The 24,602-nt window shown below is 61.5% G+C and carries 20 protein-coding genes and 2 pseudogenes; 12 read left to right on the top strand and 10 right to left on the bottom strand.

Features of this window, described 5'->3' with window-relative positions; all coding sequences use genetic code 11:
* Positions 1–213: 213 nt before the first annotated feature.
* From AC2GXZ_RS03475 to AC2GXZ_RS03485, 3 genes and pseudogenes are all read right to left on the bottom strand, one after another.
* Positions 214–1,963, bottom strand: a pseudogene (locus tag AC2GXZ_RS03475) (DEAD/DEAH box helicase).
* A gap of 372 nt (positions 1,964–2,335) precedes the next feature.
* Positions 2,336–2,692, bottom strand: coding sequence for a hypothetical protein (locus AC2GXZ_RS03480; protein WP_483757719.1), 357 nt, complete (start codon positions 2,690–2,692; stop codon positions 2,336–2,338).
* A 206-nt stretch (positions 2,693–2,898) separates the two neighbouring features.
* Positions 2,899–4,488, bottom strand: coding sequence for a trimethylamine methyltransferase family protein (locus AC2GXZ_RS03485; protein WP_483757720.1), 1,590 nt, complete (start codon positions 4,486–4,488; stop codon positions 2,899–2,901).
* Positions 4,489–4,761: 273 nt separating this feature from the next.
* Between AC2GXZ_RS03485 and AC2GXZ_RS03490 the strand changes: the two genes are divergently transcribed.
* Complete coding sequence (locus tag AC2GXZ_RS03490) at positions 4,762–8,394, top strand: response regulator (RefSeq protein WP_483758254.1); 3,633 nt, start codon at positions 4,762–4,764, stop codon at positions 8,392–8,394.
* Between the two features lie 9 nt (positions 8,395–8,403).
* Here AC2GXZ_RS03490 and AC2GXZ_RS03495 read toward each other — a convergent pair whose 3' ends face one another.
* The 3 genes and pseudogenes from AC2GXZ_RS03495 to mnmC2 form a co-directional block, all read right to left on the bottom strand.
* On the bottom strand, positions 8,404–9,540 hold the full coding sequence (locus AC2GXZ_RS03495; RefSeq protein ID WP_483757721.1) for an acyltransferase family protein: 1,137 nt from the start codon (positions 9,538–9,540) through the stop codon (positions 8,404–8,406).
* A gap of 221 nt (positions 9,541–9,761) precedes the next feature.
* Positions 9,762–10,325, bottom strand: coding sequence for an NADPH-dependent FMN reductase (locus tag AC2GXZ_RS03500; RefSeq protein WP_483757722.1), 564 nt, complete (start codon positions 10,323–10,325; stop codon positions 9,762–9,764).
* Between the two features lie 147 nt (positions 10,326–10,472).
* Positions 10,473–11,248, bottom strand: a pseudogene (gene mnmC2, locus AC2GXZ_RS03505) (tRNA (5-methylaminomethyl-2-thiouridine)(34)-methyltransferase MnmC2).
* On the opposite strand from mnmC2, the gene AC2GXZ_RS03510 reads away from it, so the two are divergent.
* The 10 genes from AC2GXZ_RS03510 (at position 11,247) to AC2GXZ_RS03555 (ending at position 18,021) form a co-directional block, all read left to right on the top strand.
* Positions 11,247–12,476, top strand: coding sequence for an NAD(P)/FAD-dependent oxidoreductase (locus tag AC2GXZ_RS03510; protein WP_483757723.1), 1,230 nt, complete (start codon positions 11,247–11,249; stop codon positions 12,474–12,476). The pseudogene mnmC2 and the gene AC2GXZ_RS03510 sit on opposite strands and share 2 nt — an antisense overlap.
* Positions 12,477–12,603: 127 nt before the next feature.
* Positions 12,604–13,311: a DUF1045 domain-containing protein gene (locus AC2GXZ_RS03515; RefSeq protein WP_483757724.1), complete on the top strand. Its 708-nt coding sequence runs from the start codon at positions 12,604–12,606 to the stop codon at positions 13,309–13,311.
* Positions 13,312–13,389: 78 nt separating this feature from the next.
* Positions 13,390–14,334, top strand: coding sequence for an allantoinase PuuE (puuE, locus tag AC2GXZ_RS03520; protein WP_483757725.1), 945 nt, complete (start codon positions 13,390–13,392; stop codon positions 14,332–14,334).
* The gene (uraD, locus tag AC2GXZ_RS03525; RefSeq protein WP_483757726.1) at positions 14,331–14,828 is read left to right on the top strand and encodes a 2-oxo-4-hydroxy-4-carboxy-5-ureidoimidazoline decarboxylase; all 498 of its coding nucleotides are present in this window, start codon (positions 14,331–14,333) and stop codon (positions 14,826–14,828) included. Before puuE ends, uraD begins: the two co-directional genes overlap by 4 nt.
* Positions 14,829–14,896: 68 nt before the next feature.
* Positions 14,897–15,190 carry a nucleotidyltransferase family protein gene (locus tag AC2GXZ_RS03530; protein WP_483757727.1) on the top strand — a complete coding sequence of 98 codons (294 nt, stop codon included), beginning with the start codon at positions 14,897–14,899 and terminating at the stop codon, positions 15,188–15,190.
* A complete protein-coding gene (locus AC2GXZ_RS03535; RefSeq protein WP_483757728.1) occupies positions 15,187–15,549 on the top strand; it encodes a HepT-like ribonuclease domain-containing protein in 363 nt (120 codons plus the stop codon). The genes AC2GXZ_RS03530 and AC2GXZ_RS03535 overlap by 4 nt, the downstream gene beginning before the upstream one ends.
* A 1-nt stretch (position 15,550) precedes the next feature.
* Positions 15,551–16,051 (top strand): ureidoglycolate lyase, encoded by a 501-nt coding sequence (locus AC2GXZ_RS03540; RefSeq protein WP_483757729.1) that lies wholly within the window; start codon positions 15,551–15,553, stop codon positions 16,049–16,051.
* On the top strand, positions 16,048–16,404 hold the full coding sequence (gene uraH / locus AC2GXZ_RS03545; protein WP_483757730.1) for a hydroxyisourate hydrolase: 357 nt from the start codon (positions 16,048–16,050) through the stop codon (positions 16,402–16,404). Before AC2GXZ_RS03540 ends, uraH begins: the two co-directional genes overlap by 4 nt.
* Entirely contained in the window at positions 16,404–17,150 is a 747-nt protein-coding gene (locus AC2GXZ_RS03550; protein ID WP_483757731.1) for a metallophosphoesterase family protein, read from the top strand. The genes uraH and AC2GXZ_RS03550 overlap by 1 nt, the downstream gene beginning before the upstream one ends.
* A 94-nt stretch (positions 17,151–17,244) precedes the next feature.
* On the top strand, positions 17,245–18,021 hold the full coding sequence (locus AC2GXZ_RS03555) for a hypothetical protein (RefSeq protein WP_483757732.1): 777 nt from the start codon (positions 17,245–17,247) through the stop codon (positions 18,019–18,021).
* A 161-nt stretch (positions 18,022–18,182) separates the two neighbouring features.
* On the opposite strand, the gene AC2GXZ_RS03560 is transcribed toward AC2GXZ_RS03555, so the two are convergent.
* The 3 genes from AC2GXZ_RS03560 to AC2GXZ_RS03570 form a co-directional block, all read right to left on the bottom strand.
* A complete protein-coding gene (locus tag AC2GXZ_RS03560) occupies positions 18,183–19,121 on the bottom strand; it encodes a transglycosylase SLT domain-containing protein (RefSeq protein ID WP_483757733.1) in 939 nt (312 codons plus the stop codon).
* A 78-nt stretch (positions 19,122–19,199) separates the two neighbouring features.
* The gene (locus tag AC2GXZ_RS03565) at positions 19,200–20,345 is read right to left on the bottom strand and encodes an alpha-hydroxy acid oxidase (RefSeq protein ID WP_483757734.1); all 1,146 of its coding nucleotides are present in this window, start codon (positions 20,343–20,345) and stop codon (positions 19,200–19,202) included.
* 118 nt (positions 20,346–20,463) lie between these two features.
* Positions 20,464–21,432 (bottom strand): quinone oxidoreductase family protein, encoded by a 969-nt coding sequence (locus AC2GXZ_RS03570; protein ID WP_483757735.1) that lies wholly within the window; start codon positions 21,430–21,432, stop codon positions 20,464–20,466.
* Between the two features lie 97 nt (positions 21,433–21,529).
* Between AC2GXZ_RS03570 and AC2GXZ_RS03575 the strand changes: the two genes are divergently transcribed.
* On the top strand, positions 21,530–22,396 hold the full coding sequence (locus AC2GXZ_RS03575; RefSeq protein WP_483757736.1) for a LysR family transcriptional regulator: 867 nt from the start codon (positions 21,530–21,532) through the stop codon (positions 22,394–22,396).
* 136 nt (positions 22,397–22,532) lie between these two features.
* Here AC2GXZ_RS03575 and AC2GXZ_RS03580 read toward each other — a convergent pair whose 3' ends face one another.
* Complete coding sequence (locus tag AC2GXZ_RS03580; protein ID WP_483757737.1) at positions 22,533–24,452, bottom strand: methyl-accepting chemotaxis protein; 1,920 nt, start codon at positions 24,450–24,452, stop codon at positions 22,533–22,535.
* Between the last annotated feature and the right edge of the window lie 150 nt (positions 24,453–24,602).

Here is a 24,602-nt window from a genome sequence, read left to right on the forward strand (position 1 = left end):
GCTAACCGATATATTCGAATGCTCCATTTCGAACGTCGCCAAAGGCGGTGAGCGATAAGGATTTCGCTATCGGAGAGACTATATTCTATCACTTTCTATCCCCGGCGATCGTGGCTCTTCTCCACCTAGATGAAGCGCCGAATAAAAGTAAAGCCGCCTCGGATATTTCCGAGGCGGCTTTACTTTGGCTGATCGTGGGATCGTTCAAGGTGGTTATGCCGGGCGACGCTTGCGGCCCTGCTGGCCACCTTCGTTGCGCGAGGCGCCGCCGAATTTGACCGGACCACGGCTTTCGCCCTGCTTCTGGCCGGCGCCCTGTGCGCCAGCCGGACGGCCCTGGCCGCCGCGGTGCTTGTTGCGCTGGTTGCCGGCTTCGTGGGCGCCGTGTGCGGCATGCTGTTCGCTGCGGGCCGGACGGGCTTCGCCGGTGCGCGGAGCATCCTGCTTCTTCGGACGGAAATCGGTGGTCGAAGAAAGGTCGTTGTCGCGCTCGGAACGCGGTGCTTCCTCGTTGCGGCGCTGGCCGCGGAACTCTTCGTTGCGACCGTTGGCGCGCTGCGGGCGGTTGTTGGCGCCGCCACGGCGTTCGCCGCGGGGCTCACCACGTTCGGCCGAGGCGCCTTCGGCACCTTCGGTGGCGAAGAACGGCTTGCGGGCCGGACGTTCGCGACGCGGGCCACGAGCTTCGCCGGCACCGTTGCCGCCATTGCCACGGCCGCCGGCATTGCCGCCACGGGCCTTGTTGCCGCCGCGGTTGTTGTTGTTGCCATTGCCACGAACCGGACGGTTCATGGTTTCGGGACGTTCACCCGAAGCCGTCTTGATCTCGATTGCCATCAGCTTTTCGATATCACGCAGCAGCATGGTCTCGTCCGGCGCGCAGAAGGCGATGGCAATGCCATCACGTCCGGCGCGTGCGGTGCGGCCGATACGGTGAACATAGGCGTCCGGCACTTCCGGCAGATCGTAGTTGTAGACATGGCTGACGGCCGGGATGTCGATGCCGCGGGCGGCGACGTCGGTGGCGATCAGCGTCTTGATCTCGCCGTCACGGAAACCCTTGAGCGCACGCTCGCGCTGGCCCTGGCTCTTGTTGCCATGGATCGAGGCGACCGAGAAGCCGATATTGTCGAGATGCTTCATCAGCTTCTCGGCGGTGTGCTTGGTGCGCATGAAGACGATCGAGCGGCCGTCCGGATTTTCGAGCAGCGACTTGCGCAGAAGCTCGGTCTTGTCGCCCTTGCCGCCAACGAAGTGGACATACTGCTCGACCTTGTCGGCAGCCTTGCCGGGAGGGGTGACTTCGACCTTGGTCGGGTCGGTGAGGAAGTCGGCTGCCAGATCAGCGATCGCCTTCGGCATGGTGGCCGAAAACAACATGGTCTGGCGCTTCTTCGGCACCATCTTGGAGATCTTGCGCAGGTCGTGGACGAAGCCGAGATCGAGCATCTGGTCGGCTTCGTCGAGGATGAGGAAGCGGACCGTCGTCAGCCCGATCGCGCGGCGGGAAACGAGGTCGAGCAGGCGGCCGGGGGTGGCGACCAGGATGTCGGTGCCCTTTTCAAGCTGCAGCTGCTGCTTGTTGATCGAAACGCCGCCAACGACGAGGTTGATCTTGAGCGGCTTGCCCTTGATGAAGGTCTTGAGGCTTGCGGCGATCTGGTTGACCAGTTCGCGCGTCGGGGCAAGGATCAGCGAACGGGTGGTGCGGTTGTCGGGACGGATGTCTTCCGCCAGCAGGCGTTCGATCAGCGGCAGGCCGAATGCGGCCGTCTTGCCGGTGCCGGTCTGGGCGAGACCGATCAGGTCGCGACCCTGGAGAAGAAGGGGGATTGCCTGTGCCTGGATCGGCGTCGGCGTTTCAATGCCAAGCGCGCTCAGCGTGGCGACGATCTGCTTGGACACACCAAGAGATTCAAAATTCGTCAAAGCGAATACCTTTCGGGGCGCCAAAAACAAACATGCCTGCATGGCACCATGCCATGTCGGCTGTCTTTGGCGTCAAGAACCCCGCGTGATTTGGGAACTTGTGAGTTGGAAATTGCTTCCCAGCGCTAAAACCCTGAGTGCCAGGGCGATCTATCAATGCGCCTTGTTCCTTCTTCGCGATCAGTTTTGTCGCAGGGCCAGCTCACGCGGCGGCCGGAAGGTGAAAGCATGAACGGCATGTGGTGGATTTGACGGCAAAAGTCAAGTGCCAAGCACCGCGCATCTCAAGAGGCTGTATCGGACACCGCCCGATACGTCGTTTCACGGCGGCAATGCCGCGGTATCAGTAACAAAAAAAGCGGCCGTGTTTCCACCGCCGCTTTCCTGATGATGTTTCGGCGCGATGCTAGTAGCAGACGCGGGCGCGGTAGGCTTCACCGTATTCGTTTTCCACCCACTCCATATGGCAGCGCGGCGGGGGTGGCGGCGGTGCGTAATAGGCGCGGCGGTAATAGACCGGCGGCGGCGGGGGAGGCGGTGCGTATTCGTATTGCGGCTCGGCATAAACCGGGCGCTGCGAACCGGCAATAATGGCGCCACCGATGATACCGCCTGCGAGACCGGCTGCGACGCCGGGCCAGACGTTGTTGTGGTGACGATAATAGCCGTCGCGCGCTTGCGCCGCCGGGGCGGTGGCGGCGAGCGCGCCTGCAACGGACAGGGCGACGAGGCCAACAGACACTGTTTTCTTGATGAGCGTCATGATCGTGTTCCTTTCCCTGTGGTTCTTCCCAAGGGCACGGTCATAAGATCATCATCAATATCGGCGGTTTGATGGAAGAAACACGGGAGTAGTTTGAACGGGCATTCAGACTGGATCGCCTAAGGGTTGCATTTTCAAGTGATAGTGCAACTCCTGTCTCGCTTTGTGTCCGGATTGCGGCGGATGGGTGTCAAATTCGCGAAGGCTCAAAAATCGGTGGCAACGCCGCCCTCGGCCTTTCGCTTCGCCACGAAGGCGTCGAGTTCCTCTCCGATCGCCGGATCCAGCGCCGGCTGCTGATAGGCGGCAAGTGCTTCCTTGTAGATCCGGTTGGCATGGTCGTAGGTGGTCGGCCGGCCGGCCTCGGTCCATGTCTCGAAGTTTCTCCAGTCGGAGAGGATCGGCGAATAAAAGGCGGTCTCGTAGCGCGCCAGCGTGTGGGCCGTGCCGAAATAGTGGCCGCCGGGTCCGACATCGCGCACGGCATCGAGTGCCAGCGCGTCGGTCGAAACATCGAGCGGGGTGAGGAATTCGGCCACCATCTGCAGCATGTCGACATCGAGAATGAATTTTTCGAACGAGGCCGTCAGCCCGCCCTCGGTCCATCCGGCGGAGTGGAGGATAAAATTGCCGCCGCCCTGGGTCAGCGCCCAGAGCGACATGGCGCTTTCATAAGCTGCCTGTGCGTCGAGCGTATTGGCGGCATTGGTGTTGGAGGTCCGGTAGGGGATGCCGTAACGGCGGGCGAGCTGGCCGCCGGCGATGACGGCCTTCATGTATTCCGGCGTGCCGAAGGCGGGGGCACCCGTCTTCATGTCGACATTGGATGTAAAGCCGCCATACATGACCGGCGCGCCTTTCCTCACCATCTGGGTAAACGCGATGCCGGCCAGCGCCTCGGCATTCTGCTGCACCAGGGCTCCGGCAATCGTCACCGGGGCCATGGCACCGGCGAGCGTGAACGGTGTCATGATGACGACCTGGTTGCGCGAGGACATTTCGATGATCCCCTGCATCATCGGTCCGTCAAGGCGCAGCGGCGAGGAGGAGTTGATGACGGTAAACAGCGATGGCTCATTTTCCATCTGCTCGGCAGTGATGCCGCGGCCGATGCGGGCAATCTCCAGCGCGTCGAGATTGCGCTCGCGTCCCAGCGAATAGGCGTGAAACGGCTTGTCGGTCAGCTTTACCAGATCCGACAGGCAGTCGAGATGGCGCACTGACGCATGAATGTCCACCGGTTCGACCGGATAACCGCCGGTCGTGTGGATGATGTCGTAATGCTGGGCAAGCTTGATCAGCTTGCGGAAGTCTTCCTGATTGCCGGCGCGGCGGCCGCCTTCGCGGTCGGCGACGAAGGGTGCGCTTGCAACCTGGGCGAATACCAGGTTGTTGCCGCCGATCGCAACGTTACGGGCTGGATTGCGGGCATGCAGGGTGAAGGACGACGGAACCGAGGCGATCATTTCCTCGATCAGGCCGCGGTCGAAACGGACCCGCTCGGAACCGGGCGTCACGTCGGCGCCTGCCGCCTTCATCCGCTCGCGTGCCTCGGGCAGGATCACGTCCATGCCGATTTCTTCCAGCACGATCAGCGAGGCGTCGTGGATATTCTGGAGCGCTTCGGCAGAAAGCATCTCGGTTTTGGCGATGGTGTTGGTGAGGTTGCGATATTTTGTCCCGGACAGCCCGGAGCGAACGCGTTCCGCGCCTCTGCCGCCGCCACGCCGCCGCCTTTCGCCGCCTGTCGGCAGGGTTTCTGTTTCGGCAGGAGAAGGTGTCGTAATCTCGCTCATGACTGTCCCATCTGCGTCGGCTTTTGGCAGAATGTGTCAAATCGCCGGGCCTGCCGCCCTCGTCATTTGCGACCTTTCATCGCCTTTTCCAGAACATCGCTGCCGTTCGAATGAACGTGGCATCGGTGACTACATGAAAAACCGGGTAACGACCGGCGGTAAAAAGGCGTTGTTAACACTCGTCATGGTGTTATCGTCGCTCACACGGTTGCCGAGAATCGGCCAAAAAAAATCGCCTGGGAACATTACATAAAAGGACGGCAGCGCTTGGATATGCACAGCGACTTGCTCGACAAAGCCTGTGCGCGGATCCAGGATCTGGCGCAACCGGCTTACATCAAGGATAGCGCGCTTCGGTATGTGGCGGTCAATGCCGCCTATGCGGAGCTTTTCCACGCGGCCGCGTCAGAGTTCATGCATCAGGCAAGCCATGATCTGACCGGTACGGTGGATGCGGGCGAGCGCAAGGAGAAGGAAAGCCGGGCGATCGTGTTCGGCAGCGACGAGGTTGCCAGGCTTTTCGACGCCGGCGGCCAGCTTCGCTACGAAATCCATATCGAGCGCTTCCTCACCGAAAACGACCATACCTATCTGTTCGGCTCGATCGATGCGGTGGCAGTCCCCAAATCGATCTCGCCTGCCACCACCCAGTTCATTCCCATGCCGCCCGCCAAGACCTCGGTGTTCAGCAGTGGCCTGTTCGACGATGCGCTCGACATGCTGGAGATGGGCATCGGCATCTTTGACCGTGAAGATACGCTGCTCTACTGCAATTCCCAGCTGGTCGACTATTTCGATTCCCTCGACCTCGATATCAGGTCGGGAATGACGCTGGCCGAGATTATCGACAAGGCGTTCGACCGCTGCCGGCCATCTGCAGGGCGCGACTCGACGACAGGTGAACCGGACCGGGCGTCCTGGGTTGCCGAACGGCTGAAACCCTTTCGACAGCCCTATTACGAGAGCATCACCCAGCTTGCCGACGGGCGCTGGTTGCGCACCGTCAACAAGCGGATGGAAAACGGTCTGCTGATCGCCATCCGTCAGGACGTCACCGACTTCAAGGAGCAGGAGATGCTGCTCCGCTCCCAGGTGGCCGAGACGGAGCTGTTTCGGGCCATTCTCGAGGATCTTCCGGCGCCGGTTTTCGTGCGCAATGCCGGTCACGAACTGACCTATGCCAACCACGCCTACGAGCAGATGCTCGGTGGCAGCCGGGACCGCTATCTCGGCCAGACGGAAGCGCAGATGTTTCCCTGGGCCGCGGAGCGGTTCTGGGACGAAAATGCCCGCGTCCTTGACGGCGAGGATATCGACAAATCGGAGGACATGACCTTTCCGGACGGTTCGGTCATTCCGGTTCTGACGCGGCTGAGGTCGATCCGGACCGATGACGGCAGCAATTATCTCGTCTGTTCGCGCACCGATGTGTCGTTGATCAAGGAGGCTCAGGCGAAGGCCGAAAAGATAAGCCGTGACCTGCAGGTAATCCTCGACGCGCTGCCGGTCGGGATCGGCATCCTGACGCAGGATCTCGATTTCGAATATGTCAATCCGGCGTTTTACGGGTTCTGGGATACCGACCGGCGGTTCGATCTGCCAGGCCGTTCCTATCGCGATTATTTCCGCATCAATTACGATAATGGCGTCTATCCGGATGCTGCTCTCGGTTTCGAGGCGCTCTACGAAAAACGCATCGAGGCGCTGACCACGGATGGCCGTCCGCCGATCGAGGTGCGTACCCTGATCGGCCGGCATATCCTGATTTCCGGCACACGGCTTTCCGACGGCAAGGTGCTGCTCAGCTATACCGACATCACCGCGATGCGCAAACGCGATGCGGAGATCCAGGAGGCAAGGGCTGCACTGGAGCGACACGGCGCGTTGATGCGGGATGCGACCAGCGCCATGTCGCAAGGGCTGCTCATCCTCAAGGACGGGCAGGTGGAACTGTCGAACGATGCACTGGCGATCATGCTGGAAATTCCGCCGGCAATGGTCTCTCCCGGCGGTCAGTGGCGCGACCTGTTCCGGTTCTGCGCCCGTCGCGGCGATCTGGGAGCGAGCGGCGAAGCGCTCGGGACTTTCCGGTCGCTTGAAGACAACATGGCGTCCGGCGAGCCGTTCTTTGCGTCGTTCAAGATCGATAACCGCAAGTGGGTGCAGGTCGAGGCGCGCCAGACCGGCAGTGACCACTGGCTTGCCGTGTTTACCGACGTCACCGATGTCAAGCTGCGTGAGGAGGACCTGACGCGCCTGCTGCAGCGTGCGGAGGCGGCCGACCGGGCAAAGTCCGAATTTCTCGCCAACATGAGCCACGAAATCCGCACGCCGATGAACGGCGTGCTGGGCATGGCGGAACTGCTGGCGAAGTCCAGTCTGGACACGCGGCAGAAGACCTTCATCGACATCATCGTCAAGTCGGGCAATGCGCTTCTGACGATCATCAACGACATCCTCGATTTCTCCAAGATCGATGCCGGGCAGATGAAGCTCAGGAAGGCACCGTTCGATCCGGTCGAAGCGATCGAGGACGTGGCGACGCTGCTCTCTTCGGCGGCATCGGAAAAGGATATCGAACTCATCGTGCGCGGCGATGCGGCGGTGCGCGAGACGGTGCTTGGCGACGCGGGACGGTTCCGCCAGATCGTCACCAATCTCGTCGGCAATGCGGTGAAGTTCACCGAAAAGGGCCATGTCTTCATCGACCTCAAGTCCAGGCCGCATGGCGACGGCAATCTGATGCTGTCGATCCGCATCGAGGATACCGGTCTTGGGATTCCGCCGGAAAAGCTTGCCTCGGTGTTTGAAAAGTTCTCGCAGGTCGACACGTCCTCGACCCGGCGTCACGAAGGGACCGGGCTCGGGCTGGCCATCACATCGGGTCTCGTCGAATTGTTCGGCGGTTCGGTCAATGTCGAAAGCGAATTCGGCCGCGGCTCTGTGTTCACCGTCAACCTGCCATTCCCGATCGTTGCCGAACGCAAGACCGAAATGACCCTGCCGATCAATACCAGCGGTGCGCGGGTGCTGATCGTCGACGACAATATCGTCAACCGGCGGATCCTGACCGAGCAGCTTTCGATGTGGGGTTTCGATACGGTGGCGGCGGAAAGCGGAGCCGAGGGGCTTGCAGTCCTTTCCGAAGCGGCACGGCTCGGGATCACGGTCGATGCGATCGTGCTCGATTACCATATGCCGGCCATGAACGGCCTTGACTTCGCCAGGTCACTGCGCGGCGACAATCGTTTCGACAAGACCGGCGTGATCTTCCTGACCTCAATGGATATGGCAAGCGACGAGAACATGTTCGCCGAGCTGAAGATCCACGCGCATCTGATGAAACCGGCGCGGGCCAATCTGCTTCGCAGCACGGTGATCGAGGTGGTACGGTCGGTCAGAAGCAGGCTGCAGATGGAGGCGGCCGTTGCGCGCGACGCCATCTCACAGGTCGAAAGTCACCTGCCGGCGACACTGACGGCCTCCACAAGTCCGGTCGAGGCCATGCCGTCGCTTGACGTGCTGGTGGCGGAAGACAACGAGGTCAACCAGATCGTCTTCACCCAGATATTGCAGACGACCGGATGGCTGTTCCAGATCGTCAGGAACGGTGCGGAGGCGGTCGAGGCATGGCAGGCAAACGATCCGGCCGTGATCCTGATGGACGTGTCGATGCCGGTCATGAACGGCCATCAGGCGACCCGACGCATCCGCGAGCTGGAGGAGCGCAGCGGCACCCATACGCCGATCATCGGCGTTACCGCGCATGCACTCGAAAGCGACCGCGAGCTCTGCTTCCAGGCCGGCATGGACGATTACCTGTCGAAGCCGATCAGCCCGGAAGCGCTCGAAGACAAGATCCGCACCTGGATCGGCGGAGCGCGGCTGACGACGCGCTCGCGCTGATCACTGCTCTCAGGCGGCGGCGATACGGGGCCGGGTCAGGCTCCTGCCGATCTTCTGGCCCTGCATCTCGATGAGGTTATAACCGAGTGCGGCAATGGCGTAGGTGACGGGAATGGTGATGGCCAGCGACGTGAGCCAGCGCTCGATATTGCTCATTTCGGCATTGTGGATCAGCCAGGCGATCACCGGCTGCATCACCAGCAGATGGGCGAGATAGGCGCCGAAGGACAGTTCGCCGAGCGTATGGAAAAACCGGTTGCCGAGGAAGTCCGATACCGCCTGTGCCACCCCGGATATCAGCGACGGCAAGCGCCCGGCATGGACCAGGACGAAAAACAGGACGACGAGCGCGAGCCTGACGAGTTCATGCATCGGGCGCATGTCGCCGCCGACCGGGATCAGCACGAAGAGGCAGGCCAGCGCGGCATAAAGATAGGTGCGGCGGGTGCCGGCTTCGAGTGCCGCGGCAAGCAGCATGCCGGCGGCAAAGACATGCATTTTCAGCGGCAGGAAGGTCGGCATCGGGAAATGATAACCAAGCTTGCCGACGAGATGTGATGTGACGAAACCGGCGGCGACGACGCCGAGAATGGTTTTCAGCCAGCCGAGCCTGCCGACGATGAGCATGATGAATGGCAGCGCCGCGTAGAACTGCATTTCCAGCCCGATGCTCCAGTCCGGCAGTGCCGTCCGGTAGCCATAGGTGGGGCTCAGGCCGAACAGGAAGCTCAGATGGGACAGATAGTTGATCAGGCTGTCGTCGAGATAACGTGAGGCGGGCTGCGGCGTGACGCTATTGAACATGTCGATCGTCACGCGCGCGTCGTAGACGATCGGGCCGAGTGCCAATGCTGCAAACAGCATGACGTAATAGAGCGGGGCTATACGGAAAAAGCGCCGGATCCAGAAGGCGCTCCAGGTGTTCGGCGTTTCCCAAGGTTCCTTCGTCCGGCGCAGCTGATAGTGGAACACCATCAGGAAACCCGAGAGCAAAACGAAGAGATCCACACCGAGATCGGGATCGCCGATGATGGGCACCCGGAAACCGGTCAGGATATGCGCATGTCCTACAAGAACCCAAAGTGCTGCCAGTCCGCGCAAGCCATCCAGGCAAGCGATGCGGTATGTCTGAGTGGCGGTCGCCATATGGTCGTCTCCCCGTTCGCATCGGCCCCCCAGCCCGCACCCGGTCAACCGGCAGGAAGATGTTGCAGTGCGTCAAAAAGGAAAGGGGAGGAGGTATCGGATATGGTGGCGATGCCTGATATCGGGCAGGAATACGCAGAAAAAAGGGGAGGCCGGCGGTGCGGCTTCCCCTTCAAGACTTTCGATATAGGCAAGATTTTATATCAGTTTGATGGCTGACCTTAGCGGCCGGCCTTCAGCGCTGCGGCCCAGATGGCGAGCTGGTCGAGTGCTGCGGTCAGGCCTTCATTCATCGGGGCGGTCGGATTGAAGACCTTGTTCTCATCGATGAAGTTGGTGAAGAACGGGATCGGCACCGTCTGCGGGATCGGCATCATGTTGAGGTTGCTCATCAGCAGCCGCAGTTCCTGGGCAGCACGCAGGCCGCCGGATACGTAGGCGTAGCTCAGAACGCCGGCAGCCTTGAAGGACCATTCCAGCGACAGGGCCTGCAGCGCATTGATCAGCGCCGCATTGGGGAAATAATCGTATTCCGGCGTGAGGAAGAGATAGGCGTCGGCCGAGGCGACGCTGGCCGACCAGCGCTTGGTGTGCTCATGCTCGTATTTCTGCATGCGCGGATGGTTCGGCTCGTCGAGAAGCGGCAGGTTGAAATCGGCGAGGTCGACGAGTTCGACTTCGAACTTGCCGTGTTTGGTTGCGTGTTCGGCGGCCCATTTGCCGATCGGCGCGCCGGCGCGGCCCGGACGGGTGCTGCCGATGATCACGTTGAGCTTCAATGACATGCTACTATTCCTGTGTTGTTCGGACATGCCTGTTTCACCCCTGCGGCCGAAGGATGCAGGTGCAAATATCGAATGGCAGCCATGTGCGTGCGGCGGGGCTTTGGAGCCTGTCCGGGCTATGTTGCATCATTCTGTTGGCTCAAACGATCAGCCGGCAGCGTGGGAAAGGTTCGGGCGATTGCCGCACAACATCTCGCGCTTGCCGGCAAAGCCCGGGCGACGCTCGACGATGAAACCGGCCGCGCCAAGGTTGCGGCGAACAAAGCCGGCCGCGGCATAGGTGGCGAAGGTTCCGCCCGGCTTGGTGCGGTCAAAAGCGCCCGCATCAGTTCGGGCGACCACATGGCGGGATTGCGCGACGGCGCGAAACCATCGAGGAACCAGGCGTCGAAATCCGGCTCGGCCGCCGTCACACCGTCGAATGCCGGTCCGCAGACGACCGTCAGGCGCGTCTGTTCGTCGAGGCCGATCGTCACATGGCCTAAAGGATCGTCCGGCCATGCGGATACCAGCGCCAGCCTCTCGGCGTCGATCTCCGGCCAACGGACAAGCGCCCGGCCGATCTCGTCGCGCTTCATCGGAAAAAGCTCGAAGGAGGTGAAATGCAGATGGGTGCCGGGCTTGCGGGCAAGCTTCCACTGCCGGAAGGTCTCGCAGAGGTTCAGGCCGGTGCCGAAGCCGAGTTCGCCGATGTGGAACCTGTCATCCGCCGACATCGTCTCCCAGCGCTCGCTCAGGGCGTTTCCGCTGTGGAACACGTGTCCGCATTCCAGTCGCCCATCGGTGCGGCAATAAAAGTGATCGCCAAATTCCTGGGAGTACGGCATATCGCCGTCATGCCAGTCGAGTGTCTGGACGGCCGGGTCCTTCAGGGCTGACGGCTCAGTGTTTGGCGTATTCAAATCGGGATCGTGCTCGCTCATGGGGAATGCGGATAATCCGACCGGTGCCGGCGGTCAATCTTCGGAGCCATATCAGGCGGGTGTCCCTTTACCGGATACGGCGGATCTCGTCATTGTCGGCGGCGGCATCATGGGCCTGTGGGCGGCGGTGAAGGCGGAGAGGCTCGGCATCCGCACCGTGCTCGTCGATGCCGGATTGCTGGGGCAGGGCACGAGCGGCGGGCTGCTCGGGGCGCTGATGCCGCATATGCCGGACAAGTGGAACGACAAGAAACAGTTTCAGTTCGATGCGTTGCTGTCGCTGGAAAACGAAGTCGCGGCGATCAAGGCTGCCACCGGCCTTTCGTGCGGTTATCGTCGCTCGGGCCGGCTGATCCCGTTGCCGAAGCCGCATCTGCGTACGATCGCTGCCCGCCATAGCGAAGAGGCTTTGGTGAACTGGCCGTCAGGACTGGTCGGAGACCAGCAGGTTCGACGTTTCCGCTGGGATGTTCTCGATCACTCCCCGCATCCAGGCTGGCCGGATGCCTCCTTCATGCCGGCGGGGCTTGTCCATGACACGTTCGCCGCCAGGGTTTCGCCGCGCAAGCTGACTGCCGCGCTGGCCGCCACATTGCGAGCCGGCCGTCACGTGATGATCGCGGAGGGGCTCGAGGTGTTGCGCATCGATGCCGGGGCCGGCACGATCGACTTTTTTGACGGCAGAAGCATTGCCTTCGGCAGATGTATCATTGCTGCCGGGCATCGCGCCTTTCCGCTGATCGAGGCCGTGTCTGCGCCGCTTGCGCAGCCGCTTGGCCAGCCGGTTAAGGGACAGGCCGCGTTGCTGAGGGCTGGTATCGACCCAGATCTGCCGCTCCTCTACCTGAATGGGCTTTACCTTGTGCCGCATGACGATGGCGACGTGGCGCTGGGCAGCACCAGCGAGGATGCGTTCGACGACCCGTTCTCGACAGACATGCAGCTCGAGGATCTGGTGGAAAGAGCCCGGGCGCTGGTTCCGGCACTTGCCGACGCTCCGGTGGTGGAACGCTGGGCCGGACTGCGGCCCAAGGCGATCGATCGCGATCCGATGGTCGGGCCGCATCCGGACCACGCAAACGTGATCGCGCTCGGCGGTGGCTTCAAGGTCAGTTTCGGGGTGGCACATCTCCTGGCAGATGCCGCGCTGGACGCTGCGAGCGGCAAGGATATGGCGGTTCCGCAGTCGTTTTCACTCGTAAACCATATCGGTGTTGCTTCGCGCTAAACGCGCATTTCCGGGCTTTTTCGTCGTCAATCTGTCACGCAAATCACTTAGGTCCCTGATTGGGAACTGAACAAGCAAATGCGTAATTAAACAGGGCCTTTGACAGGGATGCACGAGAAGGTGACGCATGCGCTATGCCATATATTTCACGCCGCCGGCCCATGACGCGCTGACGCTTGCCGCGTCGCAATGGCTCGGCCGGAATGCATTTTCAGGTGACGTGACCGAGCCTCCGGCAATCCGTGGGATCGGCCTGCATGAAATCTCCTTTCATACCGCCATTCCCCGCCGCAGCGGCTTTCACGCGGCGCTCAAGGCGCCGTTCCGGCTGGCGCCCGAGATCAGCGAGGCGATGCTGCTTCGCCACCTGATGCGGTTTGCCGGTTCCCACGAACCATTCCGCCTGCCTCTCCTGGAAGTGGCGCGGCTCGGCAATTTCTTCGGGCTGGTGCCAGCCAGCCATTGCGACCAGATGCGGCATTTTGCCTGCGCCGTGGTGCAGGAATTCGATGTCTTCCGCGCGCCGTTGTCCGAGGCGGAATTCGAGCGCAGCGATCCGGGCGATCTTTCCGCGCCGCAATTTGCCAATCTCTACCGCTGGGGCCATCCTTACGTGATGGACGAATTCCGCTTCCATATGGCGCTGACCGGGCCGCTTCTCGCCAAGGACAGCATGACCATCGGGCCGGTGCTGAGGGATTATTTCGCGCCCTATCTGACAAAGCCGGTGGATATCGCCAACCTGGCGCTGTTTGTCGAAGAAGAGCCCGGCGCGCCGCTGCTGGTTCACTCGCTGCATCCGATGGGCCGTGTTGCCGCCCGCAAGAGCGCCTGATCGAGGTCGGCCAAACTTCCATCTCGACATCTGAGGAAGCGGTGCGCTACCGTTGCACTCAGATATCCGAGGTGGAACATGCCGATAACGATAAAAGACTATCCGCGCGATCTCGTCGGCTACGGCCGCAACATTCCTGATCCGAAATGGCCGGGCGGTGCCAATGTCGCTGTGCAGTTCGTCATCAATTACGAAGAGGGCGGTGAAAGCTCGATCATGGACGGCGATCCGGCCTCGGAAAACCTGCTGTCGGAAATCGTCGGTGCGGCACCCTGGCCGGGGCAACGCAACCTCAATATGGAATCGATCTACGAATACGGTTCACGCGCCGGTTTCTGGCGGCTGTGGCGGCTGTTTACCGATGTCAACGTCCAGGTGACGGTTTATGGTGTGACACTTGCCATGGCGCGCAATCCGGAAGCGGTGGCGGCGATGAAGGAGGCCGGCTGGGAGATTGCCAGCCACGGTTATCGGTGGCTGGAATACAAGGATTTTCCGGTCGCGAAGGAACGCGAACATATTCTCGAGGCGGTGCGACTGCACACGGAGCTCGTCGGCGAGCGGCCCTACGGGATGTATCAGGGCAAACCTTCGGACAATACGTTGAAGCTGGTGATGGAGGAGGGCGGGTTCCTCTATTCCTCCGACAGCTATGCCGACGATCTGCCCTACTGGGTGCCGGGCGTTGGCGACAAGCCTTTCCTGATCATCCCCTATACGCTCGAAACCAACGACATGCGGTTTGCCACGCCGCAAGGCTTCAATGCCGGCGACCAGTTTTTCACCTATCTCAAGGATGCGTTCGATACGCTCTACCGGGAGGGCCAGGAGGGCAGCCCGAAGATGATGTCGGTCGGGCTGCATTGCCGGCTTGTCGGGCGCCCCGGCCGCATCGCAGCACTTCGCCGCTTCATGGAATATGTGCTCGGTCATGAAAAGGTCTGGCTGCCGCAGCGGATCGAGATCGCGCGCCACTGGCATGAACATCACCAGCCTGCAGAAGCATTCGGGGATAGCGAATGACCGCAAGGCAGGATTTTGTCGCAACCTTCGGCGGCGTGTTCGAGCATTCGCCGTTCGTTGCCGAGCGGGCCTATGATGCCGGGCTGCTGTTCGTGCCGTTGACGGCGAGAGGCGTGCATGCGGCGATGGTGTCGGAATTCCGCAAGGCGAGTGCCACTGAGCGGCTCGGTGTGCTCAACGCCCATCCCGATCTGGCGGGCAAGTTGGCGGTCGCCGGTGATCTGACCGAAGACAGCAGGCAGGAGCAGGCCGGTGCCGGGCTCGACCGGCTGACGCCCGACGAACATGCCCGTTTCACGACGCTCAACGCCGCCTATACAACAAAATTCGGTTTCCCTTTCATTATCGCGGTGAAGGGGCTGAACAAGGACGACATCCTTACGGCGTTCGAAACGCGGATCGCCAACGGCGCCGATGGGGAGTTTTCCACCGCCTGTGCCCAGGTGGAGCGGATCGCGCTGCTCCGATTGCTGGTCCTGCTGCCGGAAGGGTAGGGAGCGCGAAGGATCGCTTTGCTGCCGATCCGCTGTCACCTATATTGGCACTATCAGGAGTGATGCCGATGCGACCGTCGGAAGTCTTGGAAAAGAACCGCGAAGCGATCCGGGAAGCGACGAAGCGCTTCAATGCGGCGAACCCGCGTGTCTTCGGCTCGGTCGCCCGCGGCGAAGACGGACCGGACAGCGATATCGACATTCTGGTCGATGCTCTACCGGGGACGACCTTGTTTGATCTGGGCGGGTTGCAATACGAGCTGGAGCGGATGTTCGAAGGGGTCAGGGTGGATGTTGTTACATCCGGTGGACTGCCTGAACTGATCCGGAACCGCGTTCTTGCAGAAGCTTTTGCTATATGACCCCCGGTCGGCTGGCCAGCTATCTTGAACAAATGCATGACGCCGCCTCGCAGGCCTGTGCGTTCGTGGACGGCATGGCGGCCGATGCCTTTCTCTCAGACACGAAAACGCAGATGGCGGTCGGCATGGCATTGGTCCTGATCGGGGAGAGCGCTGCGCGGATCATGGCCCGATACCCCGATTTTCCGATCGAACATCCCGAAATACCCTGGGCAAAAATGAAGGGAATGCGTAATTTTGTCGTTCATGACTATTACGAACTGGAATTGCCTGTCGTGCTGACGACAATACGGACATCATTGCCCGATCTTCTCTCTCATCTCGACAATCTCAGCAACTGGCATGCCCAAGGCGAATGACTTGACCGACATCCTGCAAATCCTGCCCCTCACCAAGACGGAATTTTCGCCCTATGGCGATGTGATCGAAGCTGATCCGTCGACCATGCGGCTGATCAATAACGGCACCACCGAGCGGTATCACGGGCTGGCAGAACCGGTCGTGGTCGGCGAGCCGGAACGACTGATCTTCAACATTTTTCGCGGACAGCCACGAAAATTTCCCTATCAGGTCGGGATGATGGAACGACACCCGTTCGGCAGCCAGAGCTTCGTGCCGCTTTCCGGCAGGCCGTTTCTTGTCGGCGTGTCGGCAGATGACCACGGAAAGCCGGGTCGGCCGAAGATATTCCTTGCGCGAGCCGGTCAGGGCGTCAACTATTTCGCCAATGTCTGGCATCACCCGCTGATGGCGCTCGGCGAGGTCAGCGATTTTCTCGTTGTCGATCGCGATAATACCGCCGCCAATCTGGAAGAATTCTTCTTCGAAACGCCCTATCAAATCGCGGAGCCCAAACCATGACCGGCCTCACCACGCATGTGCTCGATACCGCCAGCGGCAGACCGGCCGAAGGGCTTGCCATCGATCTCTACCGGATCGACGGCGAGGTCAGGACAAAGGTGAAGACTGTGACGACCAATGCCGACGGCCGGGTCGATGGCGGACCGATGCTTGTCGGCGAAAGCTTTGTTGCGGGAACTTATGAACTGGTCTTTCACGCCGGCGATTACCTGCGTGGCCACGGTATCGCGCTGAGCGAACCAGCCTTCCTCGACATCATCCCGATCCGCTTCGGAATTTCGGATGTGACGGCGCATTACCATGTGCCGCTATTGCTTTCGCCTTATGGCTATTCGACCTACAGGGGCAGCTGATGCGTTTTGCCGCGATCGCCGACATTCATGGAAATTGTGCAGCACTGCAGGCGGTACTCGACGATATCGCCGCGCTTGGTATTCGCGACATCGTCAATCTCGGCGATTGTTTCAGCGGGCCGCTGGAGGCCGATCGCACCGGTGACCTGCTGCTTCTCCTCGACATGGAAGGCAGGCAGACAGTGCGCGGCAACCATGATCGTTATCTGCTGGAAGGCTCCGCCGACCAGCTGGAGGCGTCGGATGCACATGCGCATCGCCAGCTCTCGCCAAGGCACTTCGACTGGCTGCGCAAACTGCCTTTCAGCATGATCTGGCGCGACGAAGTCTATCTCTGCCACGCGACACCGAAAGACGACAACCGTTACTGGCTGGAAACTGTCGCGCCGGCGGGACAGGTCAGTCTGAGGCCGCAGGACGAGATCGAGGCGCTGGCGGACGGCATAGGGCAATCGCTTATCCTTTGCGGCCATAGCCATGTTCAGCGGATGGTCGCGCTTTCGGATGGGCGACTGATCGTCAATCCCGGCAGTGTCGGGCAGCCCGCCTATGACGACGATGCTCCGTATTTCCACAAGGTCGAGACGGGTCACGCGATGGCGTCTTATGCGGTGATCGAAAAGACCGAGAGGGGATGGGTGCCGATCTTCCGGAATGTCGCCTACGATCACATGGCCATGTCGAGACTTGCTGCAGATAACGGCCGCCCCGAATGGGCATCCGCGCTGGCGACGGGGCGGGTGTGATAATCCCTGGACCATCCGGCGATGGAGCGGTCTGGAAACCATTCGGCAAGGCTTAGCCCCGATACTCCTCTACGATTCGACAGGGGATGATTCCATGGCTCAGGCACGTAAAAAAACAGCTACCAGGCGGAATGGCGGCAAACGTGCTCCGGCAAAATCCGGATCCTCGCTCATGCCGTGGGTGGTGGCTCTCGTCGCCATTGGCGGCGGGGTTGCGGCCTACGACAATTTTGCCCCAGCCCGCCGATTCGTTGCCAGCCTGACGTCCGAAAAACCGGCACATACGGCCGCCCGGGAGCCGCAGCGCGAGCGGTCTGCACCGACAAAACCGCAGGAAGGGCAGTTGGTTCGCCTGCCGACACCCGTTCCGCCGCGTCCCGTCGGCCCTCCCGACCAGACCCAGACCGCGGCGATCATCCCGCCGGCACCGGTCGGCAAGCCGGGCCTTGATGTCGTGGCGCAATCGGCGCCTGCGCGGCCCGGCGAAGCTAATAACGGCCCGGCAGCAGCCGGCGCCTATCAGGCGAAGTTTTTCCTCTGCGGTACAGCCAAGCAGGACGATTGTGTCGTGGCGGCCGACCGTTTCGTTGTCCATGGCCAGAAGATCCGCCTTGTCGGCATCGAGGTGCCGAATATCAGCAAGCCGCATTGCGAGGCCGAACGGATCAAGGCGAGCGACGCCAAGCTGCGCGTCCGTGCCTTCCTCGATTCCGGTCCGTTCGACCTGGTGAGCTGGAAAGGCAATGACGCCGAGGTCGAAGGCCATCAGTTGCGCGATGTCACCCGCAACGGCCGCTCACTGGCCGACGTGCTGGTCAATGAAGGGTTGGCGAAACGACCGGGCGCAGGCAAGGGCGGCTGGTGCGGTTAATTCGATTCCGCATTTCTTCGAAAAGCGGAATTGAATTCTCCATATGATCCGGCGTCGTTCCGGACGCAAAACCGCCGCGCAGTTTTGCTGCAACTGCTCTACGCTGACCCCGGACCTGAGGCCGGTATGGCGGGCGCTCGTGATCATCACGAAGGATGCCCCTATCTGTTGCGAAAGACGGTGCAAGGCACCCCGGACGCCTTGATCGCAGCGCAAAGTTTTATGGCCTCCGGGCGGGTTTCTCGTCCGATCCGTGCGGCATATCGTGGCCGGTTGCCGAAATTGCCGCCGCGTTGCCTGACGATCAGGGCGCGCTCCTCGTTCAACGGCGCCGGCAGGCTGCCGATGGCGCGGGTGAATAACCGGTCGACGATGATCGGGCGATAATGGGCGGCCAGTTGAACGCCCCAGGGCGCCCAGTCGGCGGAACCGGCAAGTACCGGCTCGTTCATCCGGCGGGTGTCCGCCAGTGTCGTACATGCATCATGGAATGAGGTCGTGTCATCCAGAGCGGGAGCGGCGACTGCGGGCGGGCTGTCGCGCCAGGTCTCGACAAGCGTGCCGGTGATGGCAAAGACATAATCCCTCGTTTCTATCGGTAGCCGTCCGGCAGAAAGGAAGCGGGCAAGGCCATTCTCGCCGGCATTATAGGCCGCAGCGGCAAAACCGAAATTGCCGAAACGGCGCGTCAGCTCGTTCAGATAGGCGGCCGACGCATCCAGCGCCTCGATGACGTCGAAGCTGTTGCCGAGGCCGCGCCTTCTTGCCGTCTCGGGCATGAACTGGGCGATGCCTTCTGCTCCCTTGTGACTGATCGCCTCCGGGCGAAACAGGCTTTCCCGCCAGATCAGGCGGGCGAAAAAATCGGCTGGAAGGGCGTGAGCATCGGCAAATATTTCGATCGTGCGGCAGAGATCGGCGTTGAAGAACTGCTTGCGAATGCAGATCGGCTGACTGCCGGATGATCGCTCATAAAGGCATTCCGACCGGCCTTTCTGCTCGGTAGCGCTGGTGACGCCGGGCGAAAGCGCGGCACCGAGCGCGACCAGCGCGGCCCATAACGGCGTTTTGAATGGTGCCGGCCAGGAAGATTTCCGCATGCCGTCCATAGCGTGCTGCGCCTTTCCGGTTGGCAATGGCGGCCGGCGAACAAGGCCGGCCGCCATGATTTCTTTAAATCAGAACGGCGTGGCGGCGATGATGTTCTTGCCGCAGTCGGCGATGTCACGCTTGCCGCAAAGGGCCATGGTGATGTCCATCTCCTTGCGGATGATCTCCAGCGCCGTGGTGACGCCCGGCTTGCCCATGGCGCCGAGGCCATAAAGGAAGGGGCGGCCGATATAGGTGCCCTTGGCGCCGAGTGCGACCGCCTTCAGCACGTCCTGGCCGGAGCGGATGCCGCCATCGAAATGCACTTCCAGCCGGTCACCGACCGCATCGACGATTTTCGGCAGCATCGAGATCGAGGAGGGAGCGCCATCGAGCTGGCGGCCGCCATGGTTGGAGACGATCAGCGCATCGGCACCGGTATCGGCGGCGGCGCGGGCATCGTCCTCGTCCAGTATGCCCTTGATGATGAGCTTGCCGCCCCACATGTCCTTGATCCAGCGGATATCGTCCCAGGACAGCTGCGGGTCGAACTGTTCGGCCGTCCAGGCCGACAGCGACGACAGATCGGAGACGTTGCTGGCATGGCCGACAATATTGCCGAAACCGCGACGCTTGGTCTGCAGCATGTCCATGCACCAGAAGGGTTTGGTTGCCAGCTGCAGGGCGCTGTTCAGCGTCCATTTCGGCGGTGCGGAGAGGCCGTTGCGCAGATCCTTGTGGCGCTGGCCCAAAATCTGCAGGTCGGCGGTGACGACGAGCGCCGAGCAGCCGGCCGCCTTGGCGCGGCCGATCAGTCGTTCGATGAAACCGCGATCCTTCATCACATACAGCTGGAACCAGAAGGGCTTTGACGTCACCGACCTGACATCCTCGATCGAGCATATGCTCATCGTCGACAGCGTGAAAGGCACGCCGAATTCCTCGGCGGCCTTTGCCGCCAGCATCTCGCCATCGGCATGCTGCATGCCGGTCAGGCCGGTCGGCGCCAGCGCTACCGGCATGGAGACATCCTGTCCGACCATGGTCGTGGCGAGGGACCGGTTGGTCATGTCGACCAGTACCCGCTGGCGCAGCTTGATCTTCGAAAAATCATCCTCGTTGGCGCGGTAGGTGCCCTCCGTCCATGCGCCGCTATCGGCATAATCGAAGAACATTTTCGGCACACGGCGGCGGGCCATTGTCTTCAGATCGGCGATGGTGAGCGGCTTGGACATGATGCAAGGTTCCTCCTGAAATTGCGTTTCGAGAGGTAGCATATCCAAGCCGCCATGCCAGCGGAAAGCGTGGGCGGGAGGCATGTTTGCGGGTCTCCGCAATTGCCGGCGTCTGATGTCAGGGGATCAGCAGCAGACTGCCTGTGGCCCGGCCGCTTTCCAGCAGGGCATGAGCTTCGGCCGCCTGCTGCAGCGGAAACTCTTCGGCGATGGTTGCGACAATGCCATGTCGCATGGCCTCCAGTGCCGCCTCCGCGGCTTCGCGGTAATTCGCGGTATCGGTCGCGTAAGCCATGATACTGGGCAGCGACAGCGATTTTCCCGGCCGCAATGTCTCGATGGCGATCGGCGGGATCGAGCCGCCAGCCTGTCCGATGGAGGCTATGGTGCCGAATGGTCGGACGCAGTCGATGCTGTGGGCAAGCATGCTGCTACCGATACCATCATAGGCGACGTCGACGCCACGACCGCCGGTCAGAGCCCGGACTTCAGAGACGATATCGGCATCACGTCCCAGGACGAGATGGTCGGTGCCAGCGGCGTGTGCGACTTCCGCTTTCGCCGGCGAACTGACGGTCCCGATCACCGTTGCGCCGAGATGTTTTGCCCAGCGGACCAGCATCGTGCCGAGCCCTCCGGCCGCGGCATGCACCAGAATGACCGTTCCTGCGGTGACGGGGTAGGTCTTGTGCAGAAGCATGTAGGCCGTCATGCCCTTGAGCAGCGATGAAGCGGCGGTGTCGAAGCCGATTGCGTCTGGCAGCACCACGACCTTTTCGGAAACGATCGTCCGTGCGGACGCATAGGCGCCGATGCTCGTCGCATAGGCCACCCGATCGCCGACCTTCAGTCCGTTCACCGCCTGTCCGATGGCCTCAACGACCCCGGCCGCCTCGACACCTATGGCGGCGGGATAGGCCGGCAGAGGATAGATGCCCTTGCGATGGTAGATATCGAGAAAATTCATGCCGATCGCCTTCTGCCTGATGACGATCTCGTTTTCCTGCGGGTGCAGTTGCGGCAGATCGGAATGCTGCAGGTTTTCGGTGCCGCCACAGGCAGCCAGACGGACAATAATGTCCTTCATCTTCATTCTCCGTGATTGAAACATGCAACAATCATCACGGCTTCTGTGTTGTTTGAAAATTCCCTATAATTTCGCAGCAAATGGGAAAAAATGAACAATGCTGGATTGGGAAAATCTCCGTTATTTCCTCGCTCTTTCAAGCCGGGGCACGCTGCTGGGGGCGGCCCGCGCCCTCGGCGTCGAGCATGCGACGGTCAGCCGACGGGTGGCATTGCTGGAAGAGCAGCTGCAGACGAGGCTGATCGATCGGCGTGGCCGCCGGATCGAACTGACGCGCGAGGGTGAGCGCATCGCCGCCATGGCACGGCAGATGGAAGAGCAGGCGCTGGCGATCAGCCAGGCGGCACTGTCGCAGGACCGACTGGCCGGCACCGTGAGGATCAGCGCACCGCCGGCGCTCTCGAATGTCCTTCTGCCCGGGCCGATTGCCGAATTGCGCCAGCGTCATCCGGAGATCGAGATCTCCGTCGTCGGGGAGAAGCGTTATGCCTCACTCAGCCGGCGTGAGGCGGATGTCGCCATCAGGCTTAACCGCCCGGAGCAGGGCGACCTGACCGTGATGCGCATCGGCGGTGTCGCCTTCAACGTCTACGCATCGCCTTCCTATCTTGCCGGCACACCGGAACGGGAATGGAGCTTCATAACTTACGGCGCCGATATGGAAGCTTCGCCGCAGCATCGCAGGCTGGTCGAGATCGCCGGTGAGCGGAGGATCGGCATCAGGGCCTCGACATTGGAATTCCAGCGTGCCGCCGCCAGCGCCGGTGGCGGTATCGCCATCCTGCCGGATTTTTTCATTGGTCCGAACGATGGGCTGGTGGTGGCGATTGCCGAGGAACAACCGGTCCTGCGCGATATCTGGCTTGTTGTTCATTCCGACATTCGCGATGCCCCGATAATCCGCGCGGTGACGGACGCGATCAGGGACGGCGTGAGACGCTTCTGCAGGGGGGAGGGCCGATAGATTGGGCCTGGCTCGGGTTGGTCTTTTCTGCGATGTGGACCGCCAGCTTCAGCACGCGATCCTGTCGCCATCGGTTCAAAAGAAACGGACGGCAAATGCCGCCCGTTTCCTGTTTGAGATATGGCTGAAAGCCTACTTAGAAGTCTTCCCAAGCTGCCGGTTGTGCAACGGCTGCACCTCCGCCGAATGCGGCAGCAAGCTTGTTGCCAAGCGATCTCGCCGGCGAGGCCACCGGTCTTAACGCTGGCGAGGCAGGCTGGACGGCCGAGGGATTGCGCCCGATATTGAAGCGCGCCAGAAGCCCGTTCAGGGCCTTCGCCTCGCCGGCCAGGCGGTGGCTGGCAGCAGTGGATTCCTCCACCATTGCTGCATTCTGCTGGGTGCTCTGGTCCATCGTGTTGACGGCGAGATTGATCTCCTGGAGACCGACCGACTGTTCGCGCGACGATTCGACGATGGCATCCACATGGCGGTTGATGTCCTGCACTTCAGCGACGATGACCTTCAGCGCAGCACCGGTTTCGCCGACCAGTTCGACGCCTGAACGAACATGCTCGCCGGATGTACTGATCAGCGTCTTGATCTCCTTGGCGGCGCTGGCCGAGCGCTGGGCCAGTTCGCGGACTTCCTGGGCAACGACTGCGAAACCCTTGCCGGCATCACCGGCGCGGGCGGCCTCAACGCCTGCGTTGAGTGCCAGCAGGTTGGTCTGGAAGGCGATGTCGTCGATGACGCCGATAATGCTGGTAATCTCGGCCGACGAGCGCTCGATCTCCTGCATGGCGGTGATGGCGTTCTCGACGATGCTGCCGGAACGCTCGGCACCCTGACGGGTCTTGCCCACCAGCTTGCCGACTTCCTCCGCACGAATGCTGGCATCCTTCACCGTCGTGGTGATCTCTTCCAGCGCGGCTGCGGTTTCCTCGACCGATGCGGCCTGCTGTTCTGTGCGCTTGGCGAGCTGATCGGCCGACTGGCGGATCTCGTTTGCGCCGGCATCGATGCCACGGGCATTGTCGCCGACGGCACGCAGTGCGTCTTCGAGATTGGCGGCCGAACCGTTGAAGTTCGAGCGCAGGGTATCAAGCTGGGGAGCGAAGCTGCTGGCGATGCGGTAAGCGACGTCTCCGCCGGCCAGACGGTCGAGGGCGGTGGCGAGCTGTTCGACGGCAAAGCCGGTATCGGCGGCTTCCTTCGCCTTCTGGGCTTCCCGCTCGTGGCGTTCGCGCTCGGAAAGCGAGCGGCTGTTGTCGGCCTCGCGTTCCAGGCGGGAACGTTCGATGGCGTTGTCACGGAAGACGGCGACTGCGGCTGCCATCTGGCCGACTTCGTCCTTGCGGTCGAGGCCGTCCACGGCGGTCTCGGTCTCGCCGCCGGCGAGCGATACCATGCGCCCGCGCAGCTTTGCGATCGGTGTGGTGATGCCACGCGAGGAAACGAAAAGTGCCGCCGCGATCATCACCACGAAGAGCAGGCCGAGACCGGTCAGCGACAACAGAATGGTGGAATTGGTCCGTCCCGCGAGTTCATCGGAGCGCAGATGGATATTGTCCTTCATCTTGGTCGTCAGGTTTCGCATGTCGGCCAGCAGCGGCTGGATCAGTGCGTCTGCCTTGGCCAATGCCTCTCTGGACTCTGCCGCATCCAGTCCCGGCTTGAGGGCGGCGTCGGTCTGGGCAACGACCTGTTTCGCGCGCACTGCGAAAGCGTCGAGCAAGTCGCCGTATTCGGGGCTGCCCTTCTTGGCCTGTTCAATCCGGCCGACCAGGCTGGTCGTGCTTTCCTTATAGAAGCTTTTTGCGATGTCTTCGGGCGGAACCGTCTGGCTGCGCGTCACCAGCTGATAAGCGGAATAACCGGTTGCGACGAGGCTTCTCGTCGAGGCAACCAGATCGACTTCGGCCTGGTTGTCGTTGGCAATGAAACTGCCGTAAAGCGAATCCGCGTGTTTGAATTCGCCGGACAGATAAAGGGAGGATCCGATCGCGATAAGGCAGATCGGGATGATGAGCGACAGAATTTTCGCTCGGATGCTCGCATTCTTTAAAAATGTCATCTGGGTTCTCGGACGGTTTCCAAATCGAAGCCGAGAGTGAGCTGCAGGCCGTGCTTTGCGGACATGCCGCTATCGTGCCGAACAGGGCAGCAAACCCCATGCAGCATAAATGTCGGTCTTAACCCTGGATCTCTGCTCCGGACTGAGCAA

Source organism: Aliirhizobium sp. YIM B11859, assembly GCF_057163345.1.